Source organism: Oceanisphaera sediminis (assembly GCF_039539745.1).
In the GTDB taxonomy this organism is placed as follows: domain Bacteria; phylum Pseudomonadota; class Gammaproteobacteria; order Enterobacterales; family Aeromonadaceae; genus Oceanimonas; species Oceanimonas sediminis.
Window position 1 is genome coordinate 192589 of sequence record NZ_BAABDS010000026.1, and the last position, 21288, is coordinate 213876.

Annotated in this window: 26 protein-coding genes; 23 read left to right on the forward strand and 3 right to left on the reverse strand. The window is 59.4% G+C overall.

Annotated features, from left to right (window positions below; translation table 11 throughout):
• Positions 1–26: 26 nt before the first annotated feature.
• From livH to glpG, 6 genes are all read left to right on the forward strand, one after another.
• Entirely contained in the window at positions 27–950 is a 924-nt protein-coding gene (gene livH, locus ABD827_RS08845; protein WP_344964190.1) for a high-affinity branched-chain amino acid ABC transporter permease LivH, read from the forward strand.
• Positions 947–2188 (forward strand): high-affinity branched-chain amino acid ABC transporter permease LivM, encoded by a 1242-nt coding sequence (locus tag ABD827_RS08850; RefSeq protein WP_344964192.1) that lies wholly within the window; start codon positions 947–949, stop codon positions 2186–2188. The genes livH and ABD827_RS08850 overlap by 4 nt, the downstream gene beginning before the upstream one ends.
• Positions 2185–2949 carry a high-affinity branched-chain amino acid ABC transporter ATP-binding protein LivG gene (livG, locus tag ABD827_RS08855; protein ID WP_344964195.1) on the forward strand — a complete coding sequence of 255 codons (765 nt, stop codon included), beginning with the start codon at positions 2185–2187 and terminating at the stop codon, positions 2947–2949. Before ABD827_RS08850 ends, livG begins: the two co-directional genes overlap by 4 nt.
• A 2-nt stretch (positions 2950–2951) precedes the next feature.
• Entirely contained in the window at positions 2952–3656 is a 705-nt protein-coding gene (locus tag ABD827_RS08860; RefSeq protein ID WP_298721719.1) for an ABC transporter ATP-binding protein, read from the forward strand.
• A gap of 68 nt (positions 3657–3724) precedes the next feature.
• On the forward strand, positions 3725–4042 hold the full coding sequence (gene glpE, locus ABD827_RS08865) for a thiosulfate sulfurtransferase GlpE (RefSeq protein ID WP_344964198.1): 318 nt from the start codon (positions 3725–3727) through the stop codon (positions 4040–4042).
• A complete protein-coding gene (gene glpG / locus ABD827_RS08870; protein WP_344964200.1) occupies positions 4042–4875 on the forward strand; it encodes a rhomboid family intramembrane serine protease GlpG in 834 nt (277 codons plus the stop codon). Before glpE ends, glpG begins: the two co-directional genes overlap by 1 nt.
• Here glpG and ABD827_RS08875 read toward each other — a convergent pair.
• Complete coding sequence (locus ABD827_RS08875; RefSeq protein ID WP_344964202.1) at positions 4869–5261, reverse strand: flagellar basal body-associated FliL family protein; 393 nt, start codon at positions 5259–5261, stop codon at positions 4869–4871. The genes glpG and ABD827_RS08875 overlap by 7 nt on opposite strands.
• Before the next feature lie 126 nt (positions 5262–5387).
• On the opposite strand from ABD827_RS08875, the gene ABD827_RS08880 reads away from it, so the two are divergent.
• From ABD827_RS08880 to ABD827_RS08910, 7 genes are all read left to right on the forward strand, one after another.
• Positions 5388–5942, forward strand: a complete 555-nt coding sequence (locus ABD827_RS08880) for a chorismate--pyruvate lyase family protein (protein ID WP_344964204.1) — start codon at positions 5388–5390, stop codon at positions 5940–5942.
• A gap of 5 nt (positions 5943–5947) precedes the next feature.
• Positions 5948–6811: a 4-hydroxybenzoate octaprenyltransferase gene (gene ubiA / locus ABD827_RS08885; protein ID WP_344964272.1), complete on the forward strand. Its 864-nt coding sequence runs from the start codon at positions 5948–5950 to the stop codon at positions 6809–6811.
• A 120-nt stretch (positions 6812–6931) separates the two neighbouring features.
• The gene (lexA, locus tag ABD827_RS08890; RefSeq protein ID WP_344964207.1) at positions 6932–7540 is read left to right on the forward strand and encodes a transcriptional repressor LexA; all 609 of its coding nucleotides are present in this window, start codon (positions 6932–6934) and stop codon (positions 7538–7540) included.
• Positions 7541–8192: 652 nt separating this feature from the next.
• On the forward strand, positions 8193–9314 hold the full coding sequence (coxB, locus tag ABD827_RS08895; protein ID WP_344964209.1) for a cytochrome c oxidase subunit II: 1122 nt from the start codon (positions 8193–8195) through the stop codon (positions 9312–9314).
• Positions 9315–9323: 9 nt separating this feature from the next.
• Positions 9324–10943, forward strand: a complete 1620-nt coding sequence (ctaD, locus tag ABD827_RS08900; protein ID WP_344964211.1) for a cytochrome c oxidase subunit I — start codon at positions 9324–9326, stop codon at positions 10941–10943.
• Positions 10930–11466 (forward strand): cytochrome c oxidase assembly protein, encoded by a 537-nt coding sequence (locus ABD827_RS08905; protein WP_344964212.1) that lies wholly within the window; start codon positions 10930–10932, stop codon positions 11464–11466. The genes ctaD and ABD827_RS08905 overlap by 14 nt, the downstream gene beginning before the upstream one ends.
• Before the next feature lie 10 nt (positions 11467–11476).
• Entirely contained in the window at positions 11477–12346 is an 870-nt protein-coding gene (locus ABD827_RS08910) for a cytochrome c oxidase subunit 3 (protein WP_344964214.1), read from the forward strand.
• Positions 12347–12363: 17 nt separating this feature from the next.
• On the opposite strand, the gene ABD827_RS08915 is transcribed toward ABD827_RS08910, so the two are convergent.
• Entirely contained in the window at positions 12364–12570 is a 207-nt protein-coding gene (locus tag ABD827_RS08915; RefSeq protein ID WP_298721747.1) for a DUF2909 family protein, read from the reverse strand.
• 23 nt (positions 12571–12593) lie between these two features.
• Here ABD827_RS08915 and ABD827_RS08920 point away from each other — a divergent pair, with 23 nt between their 5' ends.
• From ABD827_RS08920 to ABD827_RS08965, 10 genes are all read left to right on the forward strand, one after another.
• Complete coding sequence (locus ABD827_RS08920) at positions 12594–13274, forward strand: SURF1 family protein (protein ID WP_344964216.1); 681 nt, start codon at positions 12594–12596, stop codon at positions 13272–13274.
• A complete protein-coding gene (locus ABD827_RS08925) occupies positions 13264–13713 on the forward strand; it encodes a hypothetical protein (RefSeq protein WP_344964218.1) in 450 nt (149 codons plus the stop codon). Before ABD827_RS08920 ends, ABD827_RS08925 begins: the two co-directional genes overlap by 11 nt.
• Positions 13714–13736: 23 nt before the next feature.
• A complete protein-coding gene (locus ABD827_RS08930) occupies positions 13737–14744 on the forward strand; it encodes a COX15/CtaA family protein (protein WP_344964220.1) in 1008 nt (335 codons plus the stop codon).
• A gap of 24 nt (positions 14745–14768) precedes the next feature.
• Positions 14769–15665 (forward strand): heme o synthase, encoded by an 897-nt coding sequence (cyoE, locus tag ABD827_RS08935; RefSeq protein ID WP_344964222.1) that lies wholly within the window; start codon positions 14769–14771, stop codon positions 15663–15665.
• Positions 15658–16305 (forward strand): SCO family protein, encoded by a 648-nt coding sequence (locus tag ABD827_RS08940; protein ID WP_344964223.1) that lies wholly within the window; start codon positions 15658–15660, stop codon positions 16303–16305. Before cyoE ends, ABD827_RS08940 begins: the two co-directional genes overlap by 8 nt.
• Positions 16306–16447: 142 nt before the next feature.
• The gene (dinF, locus tag ABD827_RS08945; RefSeq protein ID WP_344964225.1) at positions 16448–17794 is read left to right on the forward strand and encodes an MATE family efflux transporter DinF; all 1347 of its coding nucleotides are present in this window, start codon (positions 16448–16450) and stop codon (positions 17792–17794) included.
• Positions 17795–17983: 189 nt separating this feature from the next.
• On the forward strand, positions 17984–18448 hold the full coding sequence (locus tag ABD827_RS08950) for a tRNA (cytidine(34)-2'-O)-methyltransferase (RefSeq protein ID WP_344964227.1): 465 nt from the start codon (positions 17984–17986) through the stop codon (positions 18446–18448).
• Positions 18449–18536: 88 nt separating this feature from the next.
• Entirely contained in the window at positions 18537–19472 is a 936-nt protein-coding gene (fieF, locus tag ABD827_RS08955; RefSeq protein WP_344964229.1) for a cation efflux pump FieF, read from the forward strand.
• Positions 19473–19475: 3 nt separating this feature from the next.
• A complete protein-coding gene (gene cysE, locus ABD827_RS08960; protein WP_344964231.1) occupies positions 19476–20258 on the forward strand; it encodes a serine O-acetyltransferase in 783 nt (260 codons plus the stop codon).
• A 141-nt stretch (positions 20259–20399) separates the two neighbouring features.
• Positions 20400–20609 (forward strand): cell division protein ZapB, encoded by a 210-nt coding sequence (locus ABD827_RS08965; protein WP_298721776.1) that lies wholly within the window; start codon positions 20400–20402, stop codon positions 20607–20609.
• Between the two features lie 108 nt (positions 20610–20717).
• Here the strand turns inward: ABD827_RS08965 and rraA are convergent, their stop codons facing one another.
• Positions 20718–21203, reverse strand: coding sequence for a ribonuclease E activity regulator RraA (rraA, locus tag ABD827_RS08970; protein ID WP_298721779.1), 486 nt, complete (start codon positions 21201–21203; stop codon positions 20718–20720).
• Between the last annotated feature and the right edge of the window lie 85 nt (positions 21204–21288).

Consider the following 21288-nt stretch of genomic DNA (forward strand, 5'->3'; position numbering starts at 1 on the left):
TCGCTCTTACGACAAGGAAAGGTTGTATGTCTGAGCCCACGCTTTATTTTATCCAGCAGTTGCTAAACGGCCTGACCATCGGCAGTACCTATGCGCTGATCGCCATCGGCTACACCATGGTGTACGGCATTATCGGCATGATCAACTTTGCCCACGGCGAGGTGTACATGATTGGCGCCTATGCCGCCTTCATGGTGATGACCGGCCTGATGATGATCGGTATCGACAGCACCTTGGTACTGCTGACTGCCGCCTTTCTGGTGAGCATTACCCTGACCAGTGTGTATGGTTATTCCATCGAACGGGTGGCCTACCGGCCGCTGCGCGGCAGCAAACGGCTGATTGCGCTGATCTCGGCCATCGGCATGTCCATCTTTCTGCAGAACATGATGCGGCTGTCGCAGGGCTCGCGCGATATCGCCATGCCCAGCCTGATCCCCGGCGGCTGGACTTTCGGCGACAGTGGCTTTCAGGCCTCGCTGTCCTACATGCAGCTGATCATCTTCGTGGTGACCTTCGTGGCCATGACCCTGCTGTCGCTGTTTATCTCCCGCTCCCGCATGGGCCGGGCCTGCCGGGCCTGTGCCGAAGATTTGAAAATGGCCAACCTGCTCGGCATCAACAGCAACACGGTGATCGCGCTGACCTTCGTTATCGGCGCGGCCCTGGCGGCGGTGGCCGGAGTGCTACTGGGCTCCTACTACGGCGTCATCAACCCCTATATCGGCTTCATGGCCGGGCTCAAGGCCTTTACCGCCGCGGTACTGGGCGGCATCGGCAGCATTCCCGGTGCGGTGATAGGTGGCCTGCTGCTGGGGGTGACCGAGGCCATGACCGGCGCCTATTTCAGTACCGAATACAAGGATGTGGTGTCCTTCGGGCTGCTGATCGCGGTGTTGTTGTTCATGCCGACCGGCATTCTGGGTAAACCGGAGGTAGAGAAGGTATGAACAAACTCAAACCCGCCCTGATTGCCGCCGTGCTGTTTTTGTTGCTGGCCGGCTGGCTGCTCGGTTTTCGGCTCGAAACCGCCGGCACCCGGCTGATTGTCTCCAACCGCCTGGACCAGGCCTGGGAATGGCTGGCGCTGGGGGCCGCCCTGGTATTTCTCGCCCAGCTGTTTCAGCGGCAGTTGCGCAGCCCCTTCAAGTATCTGTCGGACCGCAAGGGCTATTTTGCCCTGCCGGTGCCGGAAGAACGGCCTTGGTTGTATCGCATCGTGACCGTGCTGGTGCTGGTCGCCTTGTTGATTTGGCCTTTCATGGGCTCGCGCGGGGCGGTCGATCTGGCCACCCTGACCCTGATTTACGTGATGCTGGGGCTGGGGCTGAACGTGGTGGTGGGCCTGGCCGGGCTGCTGGATCTGGGCTACGTCGCCTTTTATGCGGTGGGTGCCTACAGCTATGCCCTGCTCAACGCCTATCTGGGGCTGGATTTCTGGACCTGCCTGCTGATCTCCGGCGCCATGGCGGCGCTGTTCGGTTTCTTGCTCGGCTTTCCGGTGCTGCGGCTGCGCGGCGATTATCTGGCCATCGTCACCCTGGGCTTCGGCGAGATCATCCGCATTCTGCTCAACAACATGACCGAGCTGACCGGTGGCCCGAACGGCATCGCCGGTATTCCCAAGCCGACCCTGTTCGGGCTGGAATTCGAGCGCCGGGGCGACAACACCTTTCACCAGTTTTTCGATATGGCCTACAACTCGGGCCACAAGGTGATTTTTCTGTATTTGCTGGCGCTGATGCTGGTGATTTTTACCATCTTCATCATCAACCGTCTGCTGCGCATGCCGCTGGGCCGGGCCTGGGAGGCGCTGCGCGAAGATGAAATCGCCTGTCGCTCGCTGGGCCTCAACCCGACGCTAATCAAGCTCAGCGCCTTTACCATCGGTGCCGCCTTCGCCGGTTTTGCCGGCAGCTTCTTCGCCGCCCGTCAGGGCTTTATCAGCCCCGAATCCTTCGTGTTCATCGAGTCGGCCATTATTCTGGCCATCGTCGTGCTCGGCGGCATGGGCTCTCAGATTGGTGTGGTGCTGGCGGCCATCGTCATGACCATATTGCCGGAGCTGACCCGGGAATTTAACGAATATCGCATGCTGCTGTTCGGCCTGCTGATGGTGCTGATGATGATCTGGCGGCCCCAGGGGCTGCTGCCGATGCATCGCCCCCATATGGAGTTGAAATCATGACGGCCCTGTTAACCGTATCCGATCTGACCATGCGCTTCGGCGGCCTGGTCGCCGTCGACCAGGTGGCGCTCCGCATGGAGGAGCGCCAAATCGTCTCGGTGATCGGCCCCAACGGTGCCGGTAAAACCACCATATTCAACTGCCTGTCCGGCTTTTACCGGCCAAGCGGCGGCAGCGTCAACTTCAAGGGGCAGAACATACAGGGGCTGCCGGGCCACCAGATTGCCCGACTGGGCATGGTGCGCACCTTTCAGCATGTGCGGCTGTTCAAGGAAATGACGGTGCTGGAAAACCTGCTGGTGGCCCAGCACTTTCATCTGAACACCGGCTTTTTGTCCGGCCTGCTCAAGACCCCGGCCTTTCGTCGCGCCGAGCGGGAAGGGCTGGCGCTGGCCCATTACTGGCTGGAAAAAGTCAACCTGACCGAGTTTGCCAATCGCACCGCCGACAACCTGGCCTATGGTCAGCAGCGGCGACTGGAAATTGCCCGTTGCATGGCGGCCCGCCCGTCTCTGCTGATGCTGGACGAGCCGGCGGCGGGACTCAACCCGAACGAGACGCACGAGCTGAATCGGCTGATCTGTGATTTGCGTGATAACGAAGGGGTCAGCATCCTGTTGATTGAACACGACATGAAGCTGGTGATGGATATCTCAGACTATATCTATGTGGTCAATCAGGGGCGGCCACTGGCCGAGGGCACGCCTGAGCAGGTGCGTAACAACCCCGATGTGATCAAAGCCTACCTGGGAGAAACCTGAGCATGCTGCATGTGGATAATGTCTGTGCCCGCTATGGCAAAATCCAGGCGCTGGAAGAGGTCACCATTGAAATCAAACAGGGAGAAATCGTCACCCTGATCGGCGCCAACGGTGCCGGCAAGACCACCCTGATGATGACCATTTGCGGTGATCCCAAACCGGCCCGGGGGCGAGTGTTGTTCGAAGGTCAGGATCTGGGCGGGCTCGATACGCCCGCCATCATGCGCAAGGACATCGCCATCGTGCCCGAGGGGCGGCGTATCTTTGCCCGGCTGACGGTGGAGGAGAATCTGCACATGGGCGCCTTTTTCGTCGACAAGCGCGAGCATGCGCCGTTGCTGGAAGAGGTGTATCGAATGTTTCCCCGGCTGAAGGAGCGCATGAACCAGCGGGCCGGCACCATGTCCGGCGGCGAACAGCAGATGCTGGCCATCGGCCGGGCGCTGATGAGCAAGCCGCGGCTGCTGCTGCTGGACGAGCCCTCGCTCGGGCTGGCGCCGATTATCATCGCCCAGATATTCGACACCATCGCCCGGCTGCGGGACGAAAAGGGCATGACCGTCTTTCTGGTGGAGCAGAATGCCAATCAGGCTCTGAAGCTGGCGGACCGAGGTTATGTGCTGGAAAACGGCCGCGTGGTGCTGGCCGATACCGGCGCGGCCCTGCTGGTCAACGAACAGGTACGGCAGGCTTATCTCGGTGGCTAGGGACGGCGGCTGATGCCAAGGTCGCCGATATTGGGTAAACTGCCCTAAATTTACGCTAGGAGTAACCCATGGAGCAGTTTGCCCATATTTCGGTGGCCGAAGCCGACACCCTGCTGGCCGAGGGCCATGCCCGGCTGGTGGATATTCGTGATCCCCAATCCTTTGCCCAGGCTCACGCCGAGGGTGCCTTTCATCTGACCAACGATACTCTGGTGTCCTTTACCAACGAGGTCGATTACGAGACGCCGGTCGTGGTGATGTGCTACCACGGCGTCAGCAGTCAGGGTGCGGCCCAGTACCTGATCAATCAGGGCTTCGAGGAAGTCTACAGCCTGGATGGCGGCTTTGAAGCCTGGCGCCGCACCCAGACGGTGGTAACGGCCTGATGAAACTGCTGCTGGTGCTGGATGATCCGCGCCGGGCCCAGTCGTTCGTCGATTACCTGGCCGATATGGGCCTCAAGTGTGAGCTGACGCTGGATGATGACAACAACGTCAGCATCTGGCTGGTTAACGAGGTCCGTTATCAGCAGGCCCAGCAGGAAGTGAAGCGTTTTATCGCCGAACCGCTGCATCCACGCTATCAGGATGCGTCCTGGCGCCAGGGCGACACCCATGCGCATTTCAGCACCGACGCAAACAGACCCGGGCTTGCCCGGGATCTGTTGCGCCAAACCGGACCGGTCAACATGCTGGTGCTGCTCGCCTGCGTGGCCATTTATGGCCTGAGTCAGTTGGGCTTGCCGATGTTCGGGCTGCTGGCGTTTCCGTCCGACTGGAGTCAACTGCTGGGCGCGGAGTTTTGGCGCGCCTTTACGCCGGCACTGCTGCATTTCTCCCTCATGCATCTGGTATTCAACCTGTTCTGGTGGTGGTATCTGGGCGGCATGGTCGAGCGGCGGCTGGGGCATGGCAAGTTGCTGCTGTTGCTGTTGGTGGCGGGCGTGCTGCCCAACCTGATGCAGTTCTGGGCCAGCGGCCCCCGCTTCGGTGGGCTGTCGGGGGTGGTGTATGCCCTGCTGGCCTATGTGTGGTTGTCGGGGCGGCTCAACCCGGCCCGCGGCATAGGGCTGCCGGACGGCATGGCGGTGTTCATGGTGGTCTGGCTGGTGCTGGGCTTTGCCGGCGTGCTGGGTCCGGTGGCCAATCTGGCCCACCTGGGCGGTGGGCTGATCGGACTGTTACAGGCCTGGTTTGATCGTGGTCGTCGTGCTTACTGATACAGGAACTTGGTAAACAGCAGGCGATGAATCGGTGTTTCGCCGGTTTCTTTCAGCAGTAAATCGTTGAGTCGCTGCTGTCCTTGCTGCGCCAGCTCGTTGCGTACTTCCAGCGAGCGAATTTCCTGCTGGTTCTGCTCTGCCAGCAGGTTGTTGATGGCATCGCGCAGCAGCGGCATATGCTGCTCCACCAGCGGCATCTTGTCGGCACTTTTCAGCATCAAATCGACGGACACTCGAATATAACCCAGGGTCTGCCCCGAATTCTGGTAGTTGGTAATAATGTCCGGCGTCATGGTGTAGTATAAGGGCCCTTCGGGAGCCGTCTCCTGAGCGTGAAGCTGACCGGCAGTCAACAGGATACAAAGTGCAATAAAGCGAAACATCGCAAGCCTTTCTATTTGAATAATAAGAGTATTGTTTAAATAAAGCACTGGCCGGTCAAGTGAATACGTATTTTTCAGAATAATGAAGCGATTCGAGCATGTGTTTTACCATTTCAGGAAGTGCCAGTGACTAACACCGCCGATCATGCCTGGCACTGGGGGCCGGAGTTGCCGCAGTCTCAGCGGCTATTGTGCCACTGGCTACAGGATACCGGCTCTCTGACCGAACGGTTGCGTCGTCATTGCCGGCAGTTTCGGGTTCAGTTACAGCGCACCACCGCCGAAATATCCCTTACCCCGACTCAGGCCGCATGGATTGGCGCCGATCGTGCCTTTTGCCGTGAAGTGTTGCTGCTCTGCGATGAACAGCCCTGGGTTTATGCCAGCTCCCTGTATTCTCCCTCGACCCTGAATGCGGTGCCGGCGCTGGGCGGGCTGGGTCAGCGGGCGCTGGGCGAATTGTTGTTTGAAGATCCTCAATTACTGCGCAGCGAGTTCGAATTTGCCCAACTGACGACTCCGCAGTGGCAGCAGTTGACTCAAATGCAGGACATAGTGCCGTCAGCAAAGGATTATTTGCCCTGGGCCCGGCGTTCGCTGTTGTCTACCGGCAGGGCCGGTGTCTTGGTGACCGAGCTGTTTTTACCGCAGGCGCAGGCCTATCAGGAAGGAAATAAATGACTGCCATGACTACCCCATCCCGACCTCGCTGGCGTGCCTATATGGCGCTGGCCCGACTCGACAAACCCATCGGCACCCTATTGCTGCTGTGGCCGACCCTGTGGGCGATCTGGATAGCCGGTGAGGGCCGGCCTTCGTTCTGGCTGCTGCTGGTGTTTGTTGCCGGGGTGTTTTCGATGCGCTCCGCCGGTTGTGTAATCAACGATTACGCGGACCGTCATATCGACGGGCACGTCAAGCGTACCCATGCCCGGCCGCTGCCGAGTGGCGAGCTGACCGAAAAGCAGGCGCTGGGCTTTTTCGCCCTGCTGGTGGGTATCTCCTTCCTGCTGGTGCTGACCACCAACGCCCTGACCATACAACTGGCGGTGGCTGGCCTGGGCTGGGCGGCGCTTTATCCCTTCATGAAACGCTACACCAACCTGCCGCAGCTGTTTCTGGGCATCGCCTTTTCCTGGGCCATTCCCATGGCCTTCGCCGCCCAGAGCAACAGCCTGCCGCCGGGACTCTGGCTGCTGTTCGCCGCCAATCTGACCTGGACCATCGCCTACGACACCATGTATGCCATGGTGGATCGAGACGATGACCTTAAAATCGGCGTCAAGTCGACCGCCATCCTGTTTGGTCGTCGTGACAAGCTGGCAGTCGGTCTGTTGCAGCTAGTGACCCTGATGTTGCTGGTGGCGGCCGGCCAGGCCTTTGCCCTTGGCCCCATTTTTTACTGGAGCCTGCTGGGTGCGGCCGGCCTGTTTGTGTACCAGCAGCGGCAGATCCGCGACCGGGAGCGCATGGCCTGTTTCGGCGCCTTTCTCAACAACAACTACGTCGGCATGCTGGTATTCGCCGGCGTGGTACTGACGTTGCTGTAACCACAGCGGGTGGTGGCTGATGCAAGGATACCGGTCGCAGGAAGGGCTCGGATTTTATGCTTGCCCTGTCGGATTTACTGGATATACTGACAGTTAACTGTATAAAAAAACAGGTCCATTATGAAAGCCCTTACGCCTCGCCAGTCTCAGGTACTGGAGATCATCAAAGAGCATATTCAGCAGACCGGGATGCCGCCGACCCGCGCCGAAATTGCCCGGACGCTGGGCTTTAAATCGGCGAATGCCGCCGAAGAGCACCTCAAGGCGCTGGCTAAAAAAGGCGTCATCACCATGATGCCCGGCACCTCTCGTGGTATTCGCCTCGCCGAGGAAGAAGAGGAATTGGGGCTGCCGCTGATCGGACGCGTTGCCGCCGGTGAGCCCATTCTGGCCCAGCAGCATATCGAGAGCCACTACAAGCTGGATCCGTCCCTGTTTCATCCGTCGGCCGATTTTCTGCTGCGGGTAAAGGGCATGAGCATGAAGAACATCGGCATCATGGACGGCGATCTGCTGGCGGTACATAAAACCCGGGAAGTGCGCAATGGCCAGGTGGTTGTCGCCCGGCTGGACGATGAAGTCACGGTCAAGCGCTTTCGGCGTCAGGGCAGCAAGGTCAGCCTGTTGCCCGAAAACGAGGAACTTGCTCCCATCGAGGTGGACCTGCGTACTCAGGAGCTGACCATCGAAGGCCTGGCCGTCGGGGTGATCCGCAACGCCGACTTCTGATTTCCCCTTGCTCTGAACAGCGCACTCCGGGGCAGTTGATCTGCCCCGTTTTTCGTTTCCTTCCATCAACTCCATTAAGTATCTGATCATATTTGTGCCTCAGACCAGAGGCAACACAGCCGCCTCCCTCGACACGCCACTGGGCTAGCCATCTTTGCTGGGTAACCGGCTGCGAATATTCACTGGATACTCGGTCCATTACCCAACAAAGATATACGGCAGCAAGCTGCCCCATGGGGGCTCGGAAATGCCGTCCATAGCATTTCACGGTCGAGGGGGTCGTTCTCTGTTGCCTCTTCTTGAGCACCGAGTAGCCAGAAGGCGGCGCCAACAGGCCATGCCGGAGTATCAAGGAGGACAAAGGGATCTGCTCCAGCGGCCATCACATGACAGGGATGTCATGTGCTGAGCGTCACAAGGAGGTGCTTGAAGCGGGCCGGTGGAGTGGGCCCTTTGTCCGATGTTTACACAGCGATGGAATAGACCACTGTTCATGGGATCGGCCTAACTTCCTTTTTTACTTCAATTTTTTACTTTTTCATTATCAGTGCTTTACTTAGTGAGTGCCGGGCCGAGGGATGTGGTAGCCCGACAAGCACTGACTCGTTAGACGAGTGCACCAAAAATACAGGAAGAACTTTTGGGGGTGCGTGTGAAGCCGATTATTCTGCTGTTGTCCCTGCTGGCAACGCTGCCTGCAAGAGCGCAAGCTCGTTTGAACATGACCGAAGGGGTCACCGATATCAGCCAAAAGGTGTATGGCCTGCATATGACCATACTGATTATCTGCGCGATTATCGGCCTGCTGGTATTCGGGGTCATGTTCTGGGCCATTATTCACCATCGAAAATCCAAGGGTGCCCGGGCGGCGCAGTTTCATGAAAGTACCAAGGTCGAGATCCTCTGGACCCTGATCCCCTTTATCATTCTGATCGCCATGGCGGTGCCCGCCACTCGTACCCTGGTGGCGATGGAAGATGCCTCAGAATCCGATCTCACCGTGCAGATCACCGGGTCTCAGTGGAAGTGGCATTACCGGTACTTCGATCAGGGGGTCGAGTTCTACAGCCTGCTGGCCACCTTGCCGCAGCAAATTCAGGGAACGGTCGCCAAGGGTGAAAATTACCTGATTGAAGTCGACCAGCCGCTGGTGCTGCCCACCGACCGCAAGATTCGTTTCCTGATCACCTCCGATGACGTTATCCACTCCTGGTGGATGCCGGCGTTTGCGGTGAAGAAAGACGCCATTCCCGGTTTTATCAACGAAGCCTGGACCCGCATCAATCAGCCCGGTCTGTATCGCGGTCAGTGTGCCGAGCTGTGCGGCAAGGATCACGGTTTCATGCCGATAGTGGTGGATGCCCGAACGCCCGAGGAATTCGACGGTTGGCTGGCTGACACCCGGGCCGAGCAGGACGCAGCCAAGGCCGCCGAACAGCAGCTGTTGGCGATGGAAATGACCCAGGACGAGTTGATGCAGCTTGGTGAGCAGGTTTATCAACGCCACTGTGCCGCCTGTCACCAGGCCAGTGGCGAAGGCATACCCGGCGCCTTTCCGGCACTCAAGGGCAGCGAGATGGTTCTCAACGACAGGGCCGCCCATATCGATATCGTGCTGTACGGCAAGGCCGGCACCGCCATGCAGAGTTTCGACAAGCAGCTGGCGCTGAAAGAGCTGGCCGCGGTGATCACCTATGAACGCAATGCCTGGGGCAATGATGCCGGCGATCTGGTGCAACCCGGCGACATTGATCAGGCCAGGCAGGGACAATAGGGGGCAGGGATGACACAGCTAAACGTAACAGACACCGCCGATGAACATCTGGGCCATGACGAGGCGCATCACGGCCCGGCCAAAGGCTTGCGGCGCTGGCTGTTTACCACCAACCACAAAGATATCGGCACCCTGTATCTGCTGTTCAGCCTGTCCATGTTCTTTGTGGGCGGCGGCATGGCCATGGTGATTCGGGCCGAGCTGTTTCAGCCCGGCCTGCAGTTGGTGGAGCCGAACTTCTTCAATCAGATGACCACCATGCACGGTCTGGTGATGATTTTCGGCGCCGTGATGCCGTCCTTTGTCGGCCTCGCCAACTGGATGATTCCGATGATGATAGGCGCGCCGGACATGGCGTTGCCGCGCATGAACAACTGGAGCTTCTGGATACTGCCCTTCGCCTTCGTGTTGATGCTGTCGTCGCTGTTCATGCCCGGCGGCGGTCCCAACTTCGGCTGGACCTTCTACGCGCCGCTGTCTACCACCTATTCACCCGACAGCACCGCGCTGTTCGTGTTTGCCGTGCATATCATGGGCATCAGCTCCATCATGGGCGCCATCAACGTCATCGTGACCATCTGGAATCTGCGGGCGCCGGGCATGACCTGGATGAAGCTGCCGCTGTTCTGCTGGACCTGGCTGATTACCGCCTTTCTGCTGATTGCGGTCATGCCGGTGCTGGCGGGAGCGGTGACCATGGTGCTGACCGACAAGTACTTCGGTACCAGCTTCTTCGAAGCCGCCGGCGGCGGTGATCCCGTGCTGTTCCAGCATATCTTCTGGTTCTTCGGGCACCCCGAGGTCTACATCATGATACTGCCGAGCTTCGGCATTATCTCCGCCATCATCCCTACATTCAGCCGCAAGCCGCTGTTCGGTTATGCCTCCATGGTGTATGCCACCGCCTCCATCGCGGGTCTGAGCTTTCTGGTGTGGGCGCATCACATGTTTACCGTGGGCATGCCGGTGGCGGCCGAGCTGTTCTTCATGTATTGCACCATGCTGATTTCGGTGCCGACCGGGGTCAAGGTGTTCAACTGGGTGGCGACCATGTGGCGGGGCTCGCTCAGTTTTGAAGTGCCGATGCTATTCGCGCTGGCCTTTATCGTGCTGTTCACCATCGGCGGCTTCAGCGGCCTGATGCTGGCCATCACCCCGGCCGATTTTCAGTACCACGATACCTATTTCGTGGTGGCCCACTTCCATTATGTGCTGGTCACCGGCGCCATCTTCTCGGTATTGGCGGCGGTGTATTACTGGCTGCCGAAGTGGACCGGGCATATGTTCAATGAACGGCTGGCCAAGTGGCATTTCTGGTGTTCGGTAATATCGGTCAACGTGCTGTTCTTCCCCATGCATTTTCTGGGTCTCGGCGGCATGCCTCGGCGGATTCCCGACTATTCGCTGCAGTTCGCCGACATTAACGCCCTGGTCAGCATCGGTGGCTTCGCCTTCGGTTTGTCCCAGCTTATCTTCGTGGTGGTGCTGATCAGGTGTATCCGCGGGGGAGTAACGGCGCCGGCCAGCCCCTGGGAGGGGGCGCACGGGTTGGAATGGACGGTACCGTCACCGGCGCCTTACCACACCTTCAGCACACCACCGGAGATAGAAGGCAATGGCTCACGTTAACAGGATAGCGGTTCGACTGGGCCTGCTGGCGGTGGCCATGTTCGGGTTCGGTTTTGCCCTGGTGCCGCTGTATGACGTCTTCTGCGACATCACCGGGCTGAACGGTAAAACCGCCACCCGGGCGGTGGCCGAATCCCGAGTGGTGGACGAGCAGCGATGGGTAACGGTGGAGTTCGTTACCTATCAGAGCAGTGGGCTGCGGGGGAGGTTCGATCCCTCGGTGCACCGGTTGCAGGTACGGCCGGGCGAGATGCATCAGGTGGACTTTACCGTCAATAATCCCGGTGGCGATGCCCGGGTGCTGAGAGCCATTCCCTCGGTATCACCGGGGGTGGCGGCGAGCTACCTGCGCAAGACCGAGTGTTTCTGCTTTCAGGAGCAGCCGATAGCGGCGGGGAGCGAGGCGGTGATGCCGATGCGTTTCTATGTGGATCAGGCACTGCCGGCCGACATAGAGGTATTTACCCTGTCCTACACCCTGTATGACATCAGCGAGCAGGCTGCCGCAGGCAGCGGCGCTTAAGGAGACGAGCATGGTGGTCAAGACGCAGCAATATTATGTGCCGGCCCAGAGTCCCTGGCCGATAGTGGGTGCCCTGGGACTGTTTCTGCTGGCCTCCGGTGCCGGTCTTTGGGCGGCGGGCATCGGGGGCATTGCCGGGCCGGTGGTGTTTGCCGCCGGCACCCTGGTGATGACGGTGATGCTGTTTGGCTGGTTCGGCAACGTGATCAAGGAGTCTCACGCCGGACTCTACAGCGACCAGATGGACAGATCTTTCCGTCAGGGCATGAGCTGGTTCATCTTCTCCGAGGTGATGTTCTTCGGTGCCTTTTTCGGTGCCCTGTTTTACGCGCGGGTGCTGGCGGTGCCCTGGTTGGGCGGGGCCGGTAATAACGCCATGACCAATGCCGTACTCTGGCCCGACTTCAGTGCCAGCTGGCCGCTGTTGCAGACGCCGGGCGGTATCGAAACCACCGCCATGGGCTGGTTTGGCTTACCGCTGATCAACACCGTGATTCTGCTGACCTCGTCCGTGACCGCCCATCTGGCCCATTTGGCGCTGTTGCAGGAACGGCGCCCGCGTCTCAAGCAATGGCTGGGCCTCACCGTGGTGCTGGGCCTGACTTTTCTGACGCTGCAGGTGTGGGAATACGTGCACGCCTATGAGGAGCTGGGGCTGCGGCTGGACTCCGGCATTTACGGCAACACCTTCTTCCTGCTTACCGGCTTTCATGGGGCCCACGTCACCCTGGGTACCCTGATGCTGTTTATCATGTGGCTGCGGGTACGCAAGGGACATTTTACCCCGGCCCAGCATTTCGGCTTTCAGGCCAGTAGCTGGTACTGGCACTTTGTCGATGTGGTCTGGCTCTGTCTGTTTGTGTTTGTCTATATTCTATAAAGGCTCTTATGGAGCCTCTACCCCGGCGTGGGATTGGGCACCAGCAGGCCGGTGGCCAGCGCCACGAGCAACAGCAGCACTATGATGACGGCAAACAGCAGGCGGCGGCCGATATAACGACTCATCAGCACGGGATCCTGCCGGGAGAGCATGGCCCTTAGCCCTAACAGCAGGTTGCCGATCATACACAGCAGTAGCAATACAATCAGTAGCTTGAGCAGCATGGATGCGTTCCTGGAGAGACTGGATGTTGAGTATAGGAAAAAGTGGCGGTTTGCTGGCACTGACCGGGGTGATGAGTCTGTTGATGATCACCATGGGGGTATGGCAGTTGTCGCGGGCCGACGAAAAACGACTGTTGCTGCAGGAATGGCAGCAACGTCGAGATATCGGTCTGGCGTTGCATGAGGCACTGGCGATGTCGTCCCCCTATGGCTACCGGCTGAAGGCGAACGGTGTTTATCTGAGCGGTGGCGATCTGTTTCTCGATAACCAGATAGCGTCGGGCCGGGCAGGCTATCGGCTGATACGGCCGCTGCAAACCCGCCATGGTCTGCTGGCGGTGGACACCGGCTGGTGGCCGGCCGATCCGGATCGGCGCAAGCTGCCACCGATACCGCCGCAAAATGAGCCGGTGCAGCTATCTGGTAACCTGGTTCGCCCCTCCATCCCCCCCCTTTCCTTAGGCGAAGTCCGGTTCGACCCCGGCCACCCGCTTGTCTCCAGTCTGGAGACGGAACAACTGGCGCAGATATGGGGACAACAAGTACTGCCTTTCGTGCTGAAACTCGGGATTGAACAAGGCGACTGGCAGCCGGTGGTGATGGGGCCGGAGCGGCATATCGGCTATGCGGTGCAGTGGTTTGCCATGACGCTGGCCATCTGGGGCGCGGCAGCATGGTGGTATCGGAGGCAACATGAAGCATAAAACCCGTACAAGCCATAAAACGATGCTGGCCTTGCTGGCGGCTTTTTTGCTGCCGGTGGTGCTGGCCTGGCTCATTCTTACCCTGGGTTGGTTTACTCCCGGCGTCAAGGCTCATGGTGAGTGGGTACAGGGGCAAATCACCGAGGATACTCAGTGGCGGCTGGTGTTGCCGGTCCCCCCGGAATGCGAGTCCTGTGAGCTGGCCGAGCCCTTGCTGGAAAACATCGATCTCGCTCTGGGGCGGGACAGCAACCGGGTGGCGGTGCTGCGGCTGCCGGCCGGTAACGGCTTGGAGGCCGGCTTTGTCTATATTGCCGATCCGCCGGGCATGCTGATCATGCGTTACTCCCTGAGCGGGGAGGAAGCCAGCGACCGGGCCACCGGCAAGGCGTTGCTCGGCGACTTGCGTCGCCTGCTCAAATTTTCCCGGGCCGGCTAGTACCGGATGAACAGGAGGACGTTATGCGCCGACTCTGTCTTTTTGCCTTTGGGCTGACCCTGGTGGTGGTGGTGCTGGGCGCCTATACCCGGCTGACCGATGCCGGGCTGGGTTGCCCCGACTGGCCCGGCTGCTATGGCTTCAACTATGTGCCCGGCTCGGCCCAGGATCATGCCACGGCGGCACAGCGCTTTCCCGACAGTCCACTGGAAGTCACCAAGGCCCGCAACGAGATGGTGCATCGCTATGCGGCGGGAACCCTGGGCTGCACCATATTGCTGATGGCACTCTGGTCGCTGCGCACGTCGCTTCGTGCCTATCGGGGCTTTGCCTGGGGGCTGTTGGCGCTGGTGTGTGGTCAGGCGACTCTGGGCATGCTGACGGTAACGCTCAACCTGCTGCCTTTTGTGGTAATGGGGCATCTGCTGGGCGGATTTACCATACTGGCATTGCTGTTTTTGTTGCTCTGTAAGACTCGGCCCCCTCGAATGCCCTACCGTGGCGCTGGGTTGGGCGGCTGGTTTTTGCTGGCGCTGGGCGCCTTGCTGCTGCAGATAGCACTGGGTGGCTGGACGGCATCCAACTACGCGGCCATGGCCTGCCTCGAGTTACCTGTGTGTCAGGGTGACTGGGTGAGTCAGTGGCAGTGGAGTGCCTTTCACCCCCACGGTGTGCCGGCACAAAGCTACCAGTATGGGGTGCTCAGTCAGGATGAGCGTGTCACCATTCATGCGGCGCACCGGTTGTGGGCCATGGTCACCGCGGGCGTGTTGCTGATACTGGCCTGGCGCCTGTGGCAACAGCCGGCGCTGCGGCGCTGGGGAAGCTGGCTGGCGTTGGGCGTTCTGATGCAGCTGGCGCTGGGGGTGGCCAATGTAGTATTGCACCTGCCGCTGGCAGTGGCGGTGGCCCACAACGCCGGTGCTGCTCTGTTGCTGCTGATAATGACGGGAACGGGAGAGCGTTTGTGGCGAGCCAGCACCAATCCGGTGCCTGTGCATGGCCTGGTTGCCGCAATACACAGAAACTGACGGAAAAGACCCGATGGAGGCTATATGGCTGGAAGCGCGCTGTTATCCGGAAACTGGACATCAAGCTGGCGGGATTATTTTGCCCTCACCAAACCCAAGGTGGTGGCGCTGATCCTGCTGACCGCCGTGGTGGGCATGTTTTTGACCGACACCCTGCCGACGCCGTGGCGGGTGCTGGCGGCCACTCTGGGAATTGGTTTGATGGCCGGAGGTGCGGCGGCCATCAATCATGTGCTGGACCGGCGCATCGACCTCAAGATGGCCCGTACCTATCACAGACCCGTGGCTCAGGGGCGGGTGCAGGGCGGACCCGCACTTGCTTTTGCCTTTGCTCTGTCTGGCGCGGGGCTGGCCATACTGTTGTTATGGGTCAATGCGCTGACCGCCTGGCTCACCCTGGCATCTCTGCTGGGCTATGCGGTGGTGTATACGGTGTGGCTGAAGCGGGCCACACCGCAGAATATCGTGATTGGCGGCCTGGCCGGTGCCATGCCGCCGCTGCTGGGCTGGACCGCGGTGACCGGCGAATTTCATGGTCATGCACTGCTGCTGGTGATGATTATTTTTGCCTGGACGCCGCCGCATTTCTGGGCGCTGGCCATTCATCGGCGCGATGACTACGCCAAGGCGGAAATCCCCATGCTGCCGGTGACTCACGGTATCGAGTTCAGCAAGACCTGTGTGCTGCTCTACACCCTGCTGCTGACCCTGGTCTGTCTGTTGCCCTGGGTCGTCGGTATGTCCGGCCTTCTCTATCTGACGGGAGCGACGCTGCTCAACCTGCGTTTTATTCAGTGGGCCTGGCGGTTGAAGTTTAGACCTGAGCCGCAAACCGCATTACAATGTTTCCGCTTTTCAATCAGCCATTTAATGTGGCTTTTTGTCCTCATACTGGCGGATCACTGGATAAATTATGGCTAAAACACGCAGTTGGACATGGATACTGGTCGCCGCCCTGGTGGCGACGGCGGGCCTGGGGGGTGGCATCTGGTATGCGAGTCAACAAAACAGCCTGACCGAGGCGGTGGTACTGTACCCGGAACCTCGTGCACTCAAGGCGTTCGAGCTGACCGATGCCGACGGCCAGCCGTTCACCGAGCAGGACCTGCTCGAACACTGGAGCCTGGTGTTTGTCGGTTATACCCATTGTCCCGATATCTGCCCCACCACCCTGTCGGATCTGGCACGAATCTATCCCGAGCTGACCCGGCTGAGCGACAAGGTGCAGGTGGTGTTTGTGTCGGCCGATCCGGCTCGCGATACCCCCGAGCGCCTGAAGGCCTATACCGGTTACTTCAATCCCGATTTTGTGGCGGCCACCGCCGACCATGAGCGGTTGACACCCGCGGTGCAGCAGTTGGGGCTGATTTACGGCATCTTCGAGCGGGACCAGGCCGAGTATCTGGTTGACCACTCCGCCTCCATCGCCCTGGTTAACCCCAAAGGGCAGCTGCACGCCTCCTTTCGGCCCGGTTTTGATGAGCAAAACCCGGTGCCGCTGGTCAACGGTGCCGAGCTGGTGAAAAACTTCTCCGGCATAGTGGCCCTCTGGGGTGAGTAAACGATTAAACAGTGAGGGGTAAGGTGTGAGGCGTGAGGGGGCAATACACCCTCACGCCGGGACCCTTGTCGGGTTATTGCTGCTCTCACCTTACCCTTTACACCTCACCCCTCACCCCTCACCAAGTCATCAAGAGTTGTTTATGTGGTCATCTTTTCTTAACGGGGCCCGTCACCGTCAGGTGTTTGCGCTGGCCCTGCCCATGGTGCTGTCCAATATTACCGTCCCCTTGCTGGGGCTGGTGGACACCATCGTCATCGGCCACCTCGAACATGCCTATTACCTGGGCGGGGTGGCGGTGGGCGCTACCATCATCAGCCTGATCTTCTGGTTACTCGGTTTTCTGCGCATGTCGACGACCGGGCTGGCGGCTCAGGCGGTGGGCGCCGGTGACGGCGAACGCCTGCTGCAGGTGCTGGCGCGCGGCCTGCTGCTGGCCTGGGGGCTGGCGCTGGCCATTTTGTTGCTGCAGCAACCGCTGATGGATCTGGCGTTCTGGCTGGTCGGGGGCAGCAGCGAGGTGCAGCTTTATGGCCGCGAGTATGTGACGGTCAGGATCTGGAGCGCGCCGGCGGCGCTGACCAACCTGGTGCTGCTGGGCTGGCTGCTGGGCAACCAGAATGCGCGGGCGCCGATGTGGTTGTTGATCCTGGGTAACGGGGCCAATATCCTGCTCGATATCTGGTTTGTGCTGGGGCTGGGCTGGCAGGTCAAGGGGGCGGCCGCGGCGTCGGTAGTGGCGGATTATCTGGCCATGGCGCTGGGCGCCTGGCTGGTATGGCGTACCCTGCAGGCAAAAGGCCTGATGCCGTCGGCGGGGTTCTGGCAACGAACCCTGCACCTAGTGGCCTTCAAGCGGCTGCTGGGGTTGAATCGGGATATCTTCATTCGTGCACTCTGCCTGCAGCTGTGCTTCGCCTTCATGACCTTTCAGGGCGCACGACTGGGTGATGAAGTGCTGGCCGCCAATGCGGTGCTGATGAACTTTCTGATGTTCATCTCCTTCGGGCTGGACGGCTTCGCCTATGCGGTCGAGGCCATGGTGGGCAAGGCGGCAGGGGAGCGTAACCGCAGCGGGTTCCGTCTGGCCTGTGGCCTTAACCTGTTCTGGGGCGGCGTGGTGGCCCTGTTGTTCACCCTGGTCTTTGCCCTGGCGGGTGAGCCCCTGATTGGACTGATTACCGATATTCCCGCCGTGCGGACCCAGGCCTCCCTGTATCTGCCCTGGCTGGTGTTGATGCCACTGGCGGCCTGTTGGTGCTTTATTCTCGATGGTATCTTTATCGGCACTACCCGGGGGCGCGAGATGCGCGACATGATGCTGTTGTCGACCGCCGGGGTGTTTTTTCCGGTATGGTGGCTGGCGCAGGAGCTGGGCAATCACGGCCTCTGGCTAGCCATGCTGTGTTTCATGCTGGCCCGGGGGCTGACCCTGGGCTGGGCCTGGTGGCGACTGGACCGCCGGCAGGGTTTTATAACGACTACATAAAAGTGACTTACTTTATTTTCGTATGAATGCAGGGCAAAGGGCCTGCTCCACCGACACGCTACAAGTACATCCGTGTATGGCTCACACATGCCATCCATGGCATGTGAAGGTCGGTCGAGCAGATCCCTTTTCCCTGCTCGAGGCATTGGATAATGTCTCCCTCGACCGTGATTACAAGAGAATGTAACGATGTTTGATATTGCGCTTTACGAGCCGGAGATAGCCCCCAATACCGGCAACATCATGCGGCTGGCGCGTAACAACGGCTGCCATCTGCACCTGATTGAACCGCTTGGCTTTGATCTGGAAGAAAAAAAACTGCGCCGGGCCGGGCTGGATTATGCCGACTTTGGCCGCATCAGCGTGCATAAGGACTATGCGACGTTTTTGCAGGCGGTGGCGGGGCAACGCCTGTTCGCCTGTACCACCAAGGGCAGCCGACCCCATCATGAGCCCGACTATCGGCCCGGTGATGTGCTGCTGTTCGGACCCGAAACCCGGGGGCTGCCGGACGAGGTGCTGGCGTCGGTGGCACCGGCCCAGCGTATTCGCATTCCGATGCAGCCGGACAGTCGCAGCCTGAATCTGTCCAATGCGGTGGCGGTGATCAGTTACGAAGCCTGGCGCCAGCATGATTTTGCCGGGGCGCAGTGAGGCGATGGCGGGTGATGAGCTCTTCTCGGTACCAACATAGGTGCGGGACAGGGGTATACTGGAACAAATTTAATTTAGCGGCTGACGCATGACAAATTCCACTTCTTATTCTCGTCTGGTTACCACGGCAGCGGTGGCCGCCACCGTAGTGGCCGGAATGATGATTCTGGCCAAGTTGCTGGCCTGGTTTTATACCGGTTCGGCCAGCATGCTGGCCTCGCTGACCGACTCGCTACTCGATATCAGCGCCTCGCTTATCAACCTGATGGCCATCCGTTATGCGCTGGTGCCGCCGGACAAGGATCATCGGTTCGGTCACGGCAAGGCGGAATCATTGGCCGGACTGGCCCAGTCCGCTTTCATCAGCGGCTCGGCCATTTTCCTGATTATCAACGGCATCTCCCGCCTGTTTAACGCTCAGGAAGTGACCCATGCGGCGTTGGGTATCTGGGTGATGCTGTTTTCGCTGGTGTTAACCATCGGTCTGGTGATGTTTCAGGGCTATGTGATCAAGCGAACCGACTCGGTGGCGATTCGTGCCGATCAACTGCACTATCGCTCGGATATTCTGCTCAACGTCGGCGTCTTGGTGGCGATAGCACTGGCCTGGTTTGGCTGGCACTGGGCCGATGCGGTGTTTGCGCTGCTGATCGGGGCTTATATTCTCAAGGGGGCGCTGAAAATCGGTTATGACGCGGTACAGATGCTGCTTGACCGGCGGTTGCCGGAAGCGGAGCAAAAGCGCATTATTGAGACCTGCCTGGCGGTAGAGGGCGTCTACGGGCTGCATGAACTGCGTACCCGACAGTCGGGCCAGACCCGATTTATTCAACTGCATCTGGAGCTGGACGACAAGTTGCCCCTGGTGCGTGCCCATCGTATTGCCGATCAGGCCGAGCGGGAGCTGCACCAGTTGTTCCCCGATACCGACGTTATTATTCATATGGACCCTATCTCGGTCCTGCCTCGAGAAGCCCATTCTCAGGATATGAGCGAACATAAATTCATCGAAGACAAGGTTTAACCCATGGAAGACGGCATTCAATCCAGCACCTGGTTGCGCATCCGCGAAGAAGCCCAGCGGATGATTGCAGAAGAGCCGATGCTCGGCAGTTTTTATTATTCGACCATCCTCAACCACGACACGCTCAAATGCTCGCTGAGCTTTATTCTGGCCAACAAGCTGGAAAGCTCGGTGATGCCGGCAATCAGCCTGCGGGAAGTGATCGAAATGGTGGTGGATGCCGAGCCGACCATTCTGGATATGGCCGCCATGGACATTTGTGCGGTACAGGAGCGGGATCCGGCGGTGGAGCTGTTTTCCACCCCGCTGCTCTATCTGAAAGGCTTTCATGCCTTGCAGGGCTACCGGATTGGCAACTGGCTGTGGCGGCATGGCCGCCGAGCCCTGGCTACCTACCTGCAAAACCAGATTTCGGTGGTGTTCGGGGTCGACGTACACCCGGCGGCGCGCATCGGAAAAGGCATCATGTTCGATCATGCCACCGGCATAGTGGTGGGCGAAACAGCGGTGATTGAAGACGATGTCTCCATACTGCAAGGCGTCACCCTGGGCGGTACCGGCAAGGAATGCGGCGATCGTCACCCCAAGATTCGCGAAGGCGTCATGATCGGCGCCGGCGCCAAGATTCTGGGCAATATCGACGTGGGTGTCGGCGCCAAGATTGGTGCCGGCAGTGTGGTGCTGGAGCCGGTGCCGCCCCACACCACGGTAGCCGGCGTACCGGCCCGGGTGGTCGGCCGTCCCGGTTCGGACAAGCCGTCACTGGATATGAGTCAGAATATTTGAGACTTTTGTTGACGCAACCGGCATAAATTTGCGGTAAACGGCATCGTGATACACGGGGCCGCTTGTCGTCTTGCGGTGGCCGGGGTATCCTCGGCGCTGTGGGGCCTGCGGGCCGGATAACCGTTATTTAGGGGTGAGTGCATGTCTTTTGATGTATTGGAAAAACTGGAATCCAAAATCCAGGCGGCAGTGGACACCATTTCCTTGTTGCAAATGGAAGTGGACGAGCTGAAAGATCAAAACGGCCAGCTGGGCGAAGAAAACCAGCAGCTGAAGCAGCAGCACGATGCGTGGCAAGAGCGCCTGCGGGTGTTGCTGGGTAAAATCGATCAGGTTGAAGAAAGCGCCTGAACCATAACGCCGGCATGACCGGCGTTATTCGTATCAGCCGTTACCATTGGCCGATAACGACAAAAGGCCAGCCCTCGGGCTGGCCTTTTTGTATTGTGATGGTGCTGATTATTCGATATCCAGCGGCTCGGGAGACAGAATAATGCCCGTGGTGTCGGCATAGAGATGATCGGCCGGCAAGAAGGTGACGCCACCGAAGTTGACCGGAATTTCCCGATCGCCGATTTCGCTGTCATCGGCACCGACGGGAATGGAGGCCAGGGCCTGAATACCGATATCCAGATCTTCCAGCGCATCTACCTCGCGGACCGAACCATAGCAGACGATGCCTTCCCAGCCGTTTTCCGCCGCGGTTTCGGCGATGTCGGCATCAAGCAGTGCCCGGCGCAGTGAGCCGCCGCCGTCGATCAGTAATACTCGACCCACACCATTTTCTTTTACCGCCGCCATGATGAGGCCACAGGACTCGAAACACTTGATGGTGGAAATGGTGCCGCCGAAGGAATTACGGCCGCCAAAGCTGGAGAACATGGGTTCGACCACGTCCACCATGTCAATATAGGTATCGCACAGTTCTGAAGTATTGTATTCCATGGAATCAGCCACATCTGGAAACAAGGTGATCCCAAGTATAAAGAGGCGGGAGCGGTTTTCAATCACAATCGTGTGACCGCTCCCG